General features: G+C 31.7%; 7 protein-coding genes. 6 read left to right on the plus strand and 1 reads right to left on the minus strand.

The window, feature by feature from the left end:
- Positions 1-157 precede the first annotated feature (157 nt).
- The 6 genes from G4L40_RS00615 (at position 158) to G4L40_RS00640 (ending at position 9,441) form a co-directional block, all read left to right on the plus strand.
- The gene (locus G4L40_RS00615; RefSeq protein WP_166234990.1) at positions 158-2,926 is read left to right on the plus strand and encodes a TonB-dependent receptor; all 2,769 of its coding nucleotides are present in this window, start codon (positions 158-160) and stop codon (positions 2,924-2,926) included.
- A 162-nt stretch (positions 2,927-3,088) separates the two neighbouring features.
- A complete protein-coding gene (locus tag G4L40_RS00620) occupies positions 3,089-4,249 on the plus strand; it encodes a hypothetical protein (RefSeq protein ID WP_166234992.1) in 1,161 nt (386 codons plus the stop codon).
- 105 nt (positions 4,250-4,354) lie between these two features.
- The gene (locus tag G4L40_RS00625) at positions 4,355-4,696 is read left to right on the plus strand and encodes a T9SS type A sorting domain-containing protein (protein WP_166234994.1); all 342 of its coding nucleotides are present in this window, start codon (positions 4,355-4,357) and stop codon (positions 4,694-4,696) included.
- Between the two features lie 104 nt (positions 4,697-4,800).
- Complete coding sequence (locus G4L40_RS00630; RefSeq protein WP_166234996.1) at positions 4,801-6,543, plus strand: T9SS type A sorting domain-containing protein; 1,743 nt, start codon at positions 4,801-4,803, stop codon at positions 6,541-6,543.
- Between the two features lie 135 nt (positions 6,544-6,678).
- Positions 6,679-8,379, plus strand: a complete 1,701-nt coding sequence (locus G4L40_RS00635) for a T9SS type A sorting domain-containing protein (protein WP_166234998.1) — start codon at positions 6,679-6,681, stop codon at positions 8,377-8,379.
- An 81-nt stretch (positions 8,380-8,460) separates the two neighbouring features.
- Entirely contained in the window at positions 8,461-9,441 is a 981-nt protein-coding gene (locus G4L40_RS00640; protein WP_166235000.1) for a LuxE/PaaK family acyltransferase, read from the plus strand.
- A gap of 51 nt (positions 9,442-9,492) precedes the next feature.
- Here the strand turns inward: G4L40_RS00640 and tyrS are convergent, their stop codons facing one another.
- Entirely contained in the window at positions 9,493-10,800 is a 1,308-nt protein-coding gene (gene tyrS, locus G4L40_RS00645) for a tyrosine--tRNA ligase (protein ID WP_166235002.1), read from the minus strand.
- Between the last annotated feature and the right edge of the window lie 13 nt (positions 10,801-10,813).

The following is a 10,813-nucleotide window of genomic DNA, read 5'->3' on the forward strand; positions in this document are numbered from 1 at the left end:
TTGTAAAGATAAAGATAAAACAAAACGATTTAATGGCTTAACAATTATTTAATCTGTTAACCTTTTAATAACAGACTAGAAACTTATTGATAATGACCAAGTAACAATTGAGTAACGCTGTCACACTTTCTTTGCACCAAATTAATAATCAGATAACATGAAAATTAAATTTCTATTTTTAACATTACTTTTTACTGCATTATCATTTGCACAAAATGCAACCATTAGCGGTGAAATATTAGACAAGGAAATGAATAATGAACCACTTCCTTTTGCTACTATAGTAATTAAAGAAACCAAACAAAATACTGCCACAGACGAAAATGGGAAATATTCATTTTCAATACAACCTGGTAGTTATACATTAGTAATTAATTATTTAGGTTACGAAAATAAAGAAATTCCTTTTACAGTAGTTGCTGGAGAAACAAAAGTAATCAATCATACACTAGCTTCAACAGGCGGAGAAGAATTAAAAGATGTTGTAATTGAAGCACAAGTAAGCCGCGAAAAAGAGACTGCTTTATTACTTGAACAACAAAAAGCAGTTGAAATTAAACAAAGTATTGGTGCACAAGAATTGTCTAGAAAAGGAATTAGTGATGTTGAAGAAGGTTTAACAAAAATTACTGGTATTTCTAAAGTAGAATCAAAAGGATTATTTATTAGAGGTTTAGAAGATCGATATAATAATTTATTAATAAACAATCTTGCAGTTCCTTCAAATAGCCCTTTCAAAAAAATAATTCCTTTAGATCAATTCCCAACTGATGTTGTAGGTTATATAGATGTTTTTAAAACATTTAATCCTAATATCTATGGTGATTTTGCAGGAGCAACAATTGATGTAAAAACTAGTCAACCTACTAAAGAACAAACTAAAATTAGTTATGGTGTTGGTTATACCACTAATAATAACATGAGTGATTTTTTACTTTCTGAGGATGCAGATAACACAAAAAGTTTTTTTGGTTTTGGAGGACAAGAAAGAAAATTACCTAGTGGTTATGGTGAAATTCCAGCTGGAAGAATTAACAACGATTACAAATCAAGCTGGAATGTAAACAAAATAAAATCTCCTTTAAATACTAGTATTGGAATAAGTCATTCAGGCAAATTTGATATTGGCAAAAACAACAATAAATTATTTTATGTTTTTGCAACAAATTTCGACAACAAATACCAAGTTAGAGAAGGTGTAGACAGAACATTTTCACAAGGTCAAGGAATATATGACAATAATTTAACAAAAAAACAATTCAAATTTCAAACACAAGCTTCGACTTTGTTAGGATTGCAGTATAAAGCCGATAGAATAAAATTATTTTACAATAGTTTATATTTAAAATCTACAGAAAACTTAATTCAAGATCAAATAGGCTACACTAGAACGGCTGTACAAAATCCAAACGAGTTTATTCGTTTAAATCAATATGAACAATCTGATTATTTTGCGAATCAATTTTTCGGAAACTATAAACTAACAAAAGATGACAAACATTCTTTGAGCGGTGGTTTATCATACACAAGAACAAAATATAGTCAACCAGACAGAAAATTTATTACAGGTACAAAAATTAGTGAAACTGAAATCAACACTCAGTATGGAAGTAATAACTTATTACGTCAGTTTTTCAATATTGACAACAACTTCCACATGTCGGGTAATTTAGAATACAACTTAAAATTTGGCAAAAACGAAGACAATTTAAACAAATTATCTTTTGGATATAGTGGTTTTGCAGAATATATGGTTTCAAAATTTAGATTCACCTTTGGAAATCCAAACTCAGGATCTGCTCCATACGATGCTCCAGTAAACGACATTGACGAGTATATTCAAAATGATATCGCTAATAACTTTCTTTCATTTACCGAACAATCAACAGCAGAATGGAAAACAAAAGTGTTTCAAAGAGCTGATGGTGCTTACACCAATTTACTTTTAAATGTAAATGAAAAATTAGAGTTCAATGTTGGGCTTCGTGCAGAAAACACAATAAGAGAATATAAATACAAATCTATTGTTGATCCAATTACAAATCCATACAGAAAAAAAACCAGCGAGAACTTATATATTCTACCTTCTTTAAACATTAAATATGCAATAAATGAAGATCGTAATTTACGCTTAGCTGTTTCAAAAACATATACAAAACCAGTTCTTTTTGAAAGTTTAGACATTAACCTAATCAATGCTGACGGAACAACCGAGAGAGGAAATTCGGATATTGAGAATAGTGAAAATTATAATGCAGATTTAAAGTTTGAAGTATTCCCAACTAATAAAGAAATGTTTGCAGCTACGTTATTTGCAAAATATATTGACAAACCAATTGAAAGAACAGTGCAAGCAAGTGCAACTGGAAGCGGACAAACAATTACTTACTACAACAATAAAAACGCAACATTATTTGGAGCAGAATTTGAGTTTTTACTACAATTAAGTAGAATCAACGAAAATTTAGAAGGATTGTCTTTTGGGTTAAATACTTCATTAATGCTTACAGAAGCAACTGTTAACAAAAATAGACCTGGATATTTTGACACGTTTGAAAAAAGAGATTTACAAGGTGCTTCTAATTGGTTATTAAATTCTGATTTAAAATACGAATTTAATTTAGGTGAAAATTGTAAAAACACCACTTCATTAGTCTACAATGTTTATGGTGAACGTATTTATGCTGTTGGAATTGCAGGAAACGACCATATATACGAAAAACCATTTCATAAATTAGACTTTGTTTGGGGAAGTAATATAAATAAAGCTTGGGATATAAAATTCTCAGTAGATAATATTTTAAATCCTTTGTACAAAAGAGAATTAGGAGAAGATAGTAAAATTTCAATTGACGAGTCATCATTATTGTTACAGAGCTATAAAAAAGGAGTTGGTTTTTCAACAAGTGTTTCTTACACATTCTAAATATTTAAAGAGCAGCTAATTACTGCTCTTTTTTGTTTACATAAAAGCAACATTGGTTTTACGATTATATGATTTTTCAATAACCTTTTTATAATAGTAAAAAAACATTCAAAAAACACACACGATATAAATTTGCTACAACAATTAAAAAACACAATTAACATGAAAAATTTATTTTTAAGTCTAACTATCTTAGCTACATTATTCACTGGATGTTCAACAGACGATGACGAAGGAACAATTCAACCAGTTGAAGGAGAACTTACAGGTTCTATAACAACAAATAGAACAATTGCATATGGAAATTATACACTAAATGGCATTGTTACTATTGAATCAGGAGTGACTGTTACTTTTGATGCAGGTTCAACAATTACTGCAAGTGCAACAAACGGTGTTGATGCAATTGTAGTAAAAAATGGTGGAAAACTAATTATGAATGGAACAGCATCTCAACCAATTGTATTAACTGAATCTTCTGCAACTCCAGGTTCTTGGGGAGGAATTATCATGTATGGTGATGCTCCTATAAATGGTGCAGGCGGAGTTACTACAAAAACTTCTGAAGACGGATTAAACTTACCGTATGGTGGAACAAACCCAACTCATAATGGTGGAACATTACGTTATGTAAGAGTAGAATATGCAGGTAAAAAAATTACTGATGGAACAAGCGAAATGAATGGTTTTTCATTCTATTCAGTAGGATCTGGTACAATTTTAGAAAACTTAGTTTCATACAAAGGAGCAGATGATGGATATGAATTTTATGGAGGAACTGTAAGCGCTTCAAATTTGATTTCTTATGGAAACTATGATGATTCTTTTGACTGGCAAGATGGCTGGAAAGGACAAAACAATTCTAACTGGTATGCGTATCAAACAACAACAGGAAACTTTGGAATGGAAATCGAAGCTTCAAACAATAATAATGCTTTTTGGCCAGTAATTGCAAATATTACTTTAAAAAGAGCTTCTGGTACAGTTACAGAAGGTGGTTCATCTGCTGCAGAATATGATGCTATTCAATTCAAAAAACAAGGCAATGGCGACTTCACAAACATTGTGATTTCGGGTTATACAACTGCAGGAGCAACAGCGGTAAGAATTCAAGATGCTGGAACAAATACAGATCAAGTTAACGCAAGTAAAATCAAATTAACTTCTGTTAAAATTAATGATGGAACCTCTGAATATGCTGGAGCTGGTACATTAACAGTTGCTTTTCCTTCAGGACAATTCACCACAAGTTCTTCAGCAACTGGAGCTAACTTAACAAATGGCGTTTGGTCAACAGTTGGAGGCGTAAGCTTAATTCAATAATCAGATATAAAATAGTTAAAAAACCCTCAAATTGAGGGTTTTTTTATTTGGCATTGTATTTGTACAGTATTTTTTAATATCTTTACACTATATTTTTAGTTGCGAATGAAAAAAAATTACACTTATATTATTTTACTGTTAGTTGTTTTATTTTCTTTTAGTGCTCAAGCACAAGAAGGCAAGACAAGCGTTACAACTAAAACTCAAGAACCTACAATTGAGGGGCTTACTATTTATCCTAACCCTGTAAACTCTGGAAAAATTTTTATCACTACAAAATCTTCTCTAGACAAGAAAGTAGAAATTTTTAATGTGCTTGGTAAAAAAGTACTAGAAACAGTGATTACTTCAAAAGAAGTAAATGTGAGTAATTTAACTGCAGGTGTTTATATCATCAAAATAAAAGAAGGTGATGCTTCTGCCACTAGAAAGCTAATTATCAATTAGTTCATTATACCATTATACCTAAAATTAATTTTAAGTTAACAGCTAAATATTAGCTAGAAACTTAAAAACTATTTATCTTTGTACTATAATTTAATTTTATAAAAATGAAAAAACTTTACACTTTATTATTAACATTAGTTGTAAGTTCTTTGTCTTTTGGACAAACTATTTACTCAGAAAATATGGGAACTGGAACAGGGACTCTTGCTATTACAGCAACCACTTTCCAAAACACTAGCCCAATTGCTTATTCTGGAACCGCAGACACAAGAGCTTCATTAGCTTCTTCAGGCTATACTGGAGCTTCAGGAGAAAGAAATGTATTCATAACTAATACAGCTGGAAAATATTTCCAAGTTGACAATATAAATACTTCTGCATACTTAAGTGCTGATATACAAATGTCATTTGGTTATAATACTACTAGTACTTCTATCACTCAATTAGTAATAGAACAAAGTACAAATGCTGGAACAACATGGACTCCTATTACTTTTACTCCTAGTGCAACAGGCTGGACTTTAGTAACGGTTTCTGGAGGACAAATCCCTTCATCAACTACACTTTCATTAAGATTTTCACAACCAGCAACACCATCTGGTCAATTTAGAATTGATGATTTAAAATTAACTAATGTTTCATCTAGTTGCACATTAGCTTTAGGAACTCCGGTAGTTGCGTGCTCAGCATCAACATTGGCATTGGATTCTTATACTGTAACCATTCCATATACTGGAGCTGGAAACGCAACTTATACAATAACAACAGCAGGAACTGTTAGTGGAGACAATCCAACATCAGTAGCTGCTGGAAATATAATAGTAACTTTTACTGAAGGATCAGCATATACCGTTAATATTACTGGAGGAACATGTAATTTAGATGTTAACGGAAATTCTCCTGAATGTAAACCAGAAAACACTTTACCATATTACGACGGATTCAATTATACAGCTGGAAACTCTCTAGGTGCGGAACAAATGTGGACAAATGTAAACTCAGGAGACAACATTACTGCAACTACAGGAAGTCTTTCTTATACAGGATTAACGCCTGCTGGAAATTCTGCATCTTTTGCTGCTGACGGAATTGATTGTTTCTCACCAATTACTCCTACAAGTACAGGAACAATTTACTATTCTTTCTTAATGAATATTGGCTCTATGGCTGGTGTTACTGATGCAAATGGTGGTTATATTGCTGGGTTTGGTGAAACAAATACAAATTTAGGAGCTACATTATGGACAAAAAGAGTTGATGACACTAACTTTAATTTAGGTATTGAAGTAAGAACAGCAAATGCCGCTAATACTACATTTGACACTGCTTCATACCAAACTGGTCAAACATATTTTGTAGTAGTTGGTTATACATTTAATTCTGCAACAACTGCTGATGATGTAGTGAGCTTATGGGTTAATCCAGTTGTTGGAAGTCCAGAACCTACAGCTACTATAACTGATACACATGCTGCAACAGACCTGCCAAATGCATCAAGATTTTTCTTAAGACAAGATAGTTCTACAGAAACTCCAACCGTGCAAGTTGACGAATTAAGAATTGGAACAACTTGGGTTGATGTAGTTCCTGCAACTGCTGGATTAAATGATAACAATATTGATGGTTTAACAATGTATCCAAATCCTTTATCTGGAAACACATTATACTTAACTTCTACTGCTAATGATGATATGTCAGTTCAAATTTTTGATCTATTAGGAAAAGAAGTAGTAAAAGCGAATGTAATTAACAATACAGTAAACGTAGCTAAATTAACAGCTGGTGTTTATGTAGTAAAAATTACTGAAGAAGGCAAAACAGCTACAAGAAAATTAGTTATCAAATAATTAATTTCAATTTATATTAAAAGCATCAACGAAAGTTGGTGCTTTTTTTATTTCAAATTATATAAAAATCTCTAAATCATATATATAATTTAAAAATACTTTATACATTTGCGTCCCCTTATAAAATTTCATAAAATGAAAAAACTTTACACATTTTTATTATTATCCTTTTCTTTTGTATCCTTTTCTCAAGGAACAATAAATTTTGACGATGTAGCCAAATGGACTCAAGGTGGCGGAGGTTCTATTCCGTTTACTAGTTACTCAGATCATGGTTATGTTGATGGAGTATTTAGCGCTATTGGCACAAGTGTTATTAGAAACACGGCTGCAGCTCAAGATGGTTTTGTTGGAGCTCAAGGCACTTACTCTTTTCGTTTAAACCAAACATCAACAACGGATATAACAATAACAATTGCTTCTGGAGGAGTTGGAAATTTTTCTTTCTCAACAAGAAGATGGGATAGTGCACCTGCAACAAACTTTATTGTTGAATATTCAACTGACAACGGAAGCAGTTGGACAACATCATCAGTAATTGACGCAACCTTAACTAATGATTCTAATTGGAAAACAGTTGCTGGTATAATTAACAGTTCAAATGCAAACATTAAGATTAGAATTAAATCCAATGGTACTACTGAAAGATTAATGATTGATGATTTTGTATGGACTGCTCCAACTTCAAATCCAACTTTAGTAGTTTCATCACCTACAAATGGAGCACTTTACAATCCTGCCACAACAAATGTCAATATAAACTTTGCAGTTTCTAACTTTACAATCGCAACAGTTGGAAATGGCGATGGGCACTTAAATTACTCTATTAATGGTGGTCCTGTATTATCAAAATTTGACAATACAGCAATTACATTAACTAGCTTAACACCTGGTACTTATAATTTAACATTAGAACTAGTTGATGCTGGCAATGCACCTCTTTCTCCTGCAGTAACTACTACTTTAAATTTTACAATTCAAACCTATAATGTAGTATCAAATATTAACGCTGTTAGACTAGATGTACTAAATAATGGAATTGGCAGATACTATGAAATTACTGGTGAAGCTATTGTTACTTATGCAAGACCTACAAGAAATCAAAAATATATTCAAGATGCTTCAGCAGCAATTTTAATAGATGATGCATCAAACATTATCACAAATCCTTTTGTTATTGGAGATGGAATAACAAGTTTAAAAGGACAAACAACCTACTTCAATGGTGTATTACAAATTGTTCCTTTAGCAAACAACACTCCATCGTCAACAGGTAATGTAATAACACCTCAGCTAGTTACACTAAATGACATCAACACAAGTATTGAACAATATGAAAGCGAACTTGTCAAAATCAACAATGTTACTTTCGCAGATGGAAATGGAACAAACACTTTTGTTGTAAATACAAATTACAGCATCACTGATGGAAACACATTAAACTTTAGAACATTGTTTTCGGAAGTTGATTATGTAGTTAATGCCAACACAATCCCATCAACTCCCTATTCAATTGTAGTTTTAGTTGCTAAAAATGTTACAACACCTCAAGTTGTTGCACGTTCATTAGCCGACGTAACTTTATCTTCAACTTCATTTGACAATATTGATGGTTTAACAATGTATCCAAATCCTTTATCTGGAAACACATTATACTTAACTTCTACTGCTAATGCTGATATGTCAGTTCAAATTTTTGATCTATTAGGGAAAGAAGTAGTAAAAGCGAATGTAATTAACAATACAGTAAACGTAGCTAAATTAACAGCTGGTGTTTATGTAGTAAAAATTATTGAAGAAGGCAAAACAGCTACAAGAAAATTAGTTATTAAATAATTAATTTCAATTTATATTAAAAGCATCAACGAAAGTTGGTGCTTTTTTAGTTATGACAAATTTGTTTCCTATTTTTGCACCATGATTTCACAAGAAGATATTTTCCAAATTGGCTCTAAAAAAGAATTTGAAAAAATTACTTTAAAAGTTTTCCGTCATCAGTACGATAACAATTTGGTGTACCAACAATTTTGTAACTTCTTGAAAAAAGATAAAAATAATGTGAAATCACTAACTGAAATTCCTTTTTTACCGATTCAATTTTTTAAAAGTCACAACGTTTTAAGTTCATCTGAGCATATTCAGCAAACCTTTACAAGTAGTGGAACAACTGGAATGCAAACCAGCAAACATTTAGTTACTGATGTAAGTTGGTACAAAATGAGTTACCGTTTAGGGTTTTCAGAATTCTACGGAAACATTGAAGATTATTGCGTTTTAGCTTTACTCCCATCCTATTTAGAGCGCGAAGGTTCATCATTAATTTACATGGTCGAAGATTTAATTCAAAGTAGTAATCATGAAGATTCCGGATTCTATTTACATAATTACGATGAATTGATTTCGAAACTAATTGAATTAGATAATTCGGGTCAAAATGTAATTTTAATTGGCGTTACGTATGCTTTGCTAGATTTAATTGAGAAACAAAAATTCCAATTAAAAAACACCATTATCATGGAAACCGGTGGCATGAAAGGCAAACGAAAAGAAATGATTAAAGAAGAATTACATTCGCTTTTACGCAACGGATTCGGTGTTTCTAAAATTCATTCCGAATATGGCATGACCGAATTACTTTCTCAAGCGTATTCATTAGGTGATGGCATTTTCGAATGTCCACCTTGGATGCAAATTTTAGTTCGCGATACAGAAGATGCTTTAACTTATGTTGCTGAAGGAAAAACGGGCGGAATTAATGTTATTGATTTAGCCAATATCAATTCGTGTTCGTTTATTGCAACGCAAGATTTGGGAAAAAAATATCCCAATCATTCTTTCGAAGTGTTGGGACGTTTTGATAATTCCGATATTCGTGGTTGTAACCTTATGGTAGTTTAACTGTTAAATGTTTATTTGTTAAATCGATTCTACAGTTAAACAATTTAACGATTAAACAATTTTTATCACGTAATAATTTTTCTTTCCTTTTTGCAACAACAAGAATTGATTGTTAATTAAATCTTCTTTTGTAATAATTTTATCTTCACCTACTTTCTCTTTATTCAAAGAAATCGAGTTTTGTTTCAATTCTCTACGCGCATCACTATTAGAAGCTAAGAAGTTGGTTTTAGCTGCCAAAGCTGCAATCATATCCAAACCTGTGTTCAAATCATTCATAGAAATCTCAGCTTGAGGAACACCATCAAAAACTTCTAAAAACGTTTTTTCATCTAACTTTTTCAATTCATCCATCGACGGACTAAAAAAAGCATTTGAAGCCGCAATAGCATTTTCCAAATCTTCTCTTGAATGCACCATTACGGTAATTTCTTCAGCTAAACGTTTTTGTAAAACTCTTAAATGAGGTGCTTCGTTATGTTCTGCAATTAATTTTTCAATTGTTTCTTTGTCTAAGAATGTGAAAATTTTAATGTATTTTTCAGCATCAACATCGGTAGCATTCAACCAAAATTGATAAAATTTATAAACCGAAGTTTTATCAGCATCTAACCAAACATTTCCACCTTCCGATTTCCCGAATTTAGAACCATCTGCTTTTGTGATTAATGGCGTTGTTAATGCGTATGCTTTCGATTTCTCATCGTTACCGACATTCATTCTTCTTACCAATTCTGTACCAGTAGTAATGTTTCCCCATTGGTCGCTTCCTCCCATTTGAAGCAAACAATTATAGTGCTTATTCAAATGATAAAAATCGTAGCCTTGAATTAATTGATACGTAAATTCAGTAAAACTCATTCCTTCTGCACCTTCTTCTCCGCTTAAACGTTTTTTTACAGAGTCTTTAGACATCATGTAGTTTACGGTGATGCGTTTTCCAATATCACGAGCAAAATCAATGAATGAAAAATCTTTCATCCAATCGTAATTATTTACTAGAATTGGAGCATTTTCATCTTTTGCATCAAAATCTAAAAAACGAGATAAAACACGCTTAATTCCTTCTACATTATGATTTAAAGTCGCTTCATCTAACAAATTTCTTTCGTTAGATTTTCCAGAAGGATCACCAATCATACCTGTTGCTCCTCCTACTAATGCAATGGCTTTATGACCCGATTTTCTTAAGTGCATTAATAGAATAATTTGCACTAAACTTCCAATATGTAAAGAGTCTGCCGTTGGATCAAAACCAATATAAGCTGTGGTAGCTTCTTTTAGTAATTGTTCTTCTGTTCCAGGCATCATATCATGAAACAAACCTCTCCAACGTAATTCTTCTACTAAATTCTTCATTTTGTGATTTAAT

It is taken from the genome of Flavobacterium celericrescens (assembly GCF_011392075.1).
In the GTDB taxonomy this organism is placed as follows: domain Bacteria; phylum Bacteroidota; class Bacteroidia; order Flavobacteriales; family Flavobacteriaceae; genus Flavobacterium; species Flavobacterium celericrescens.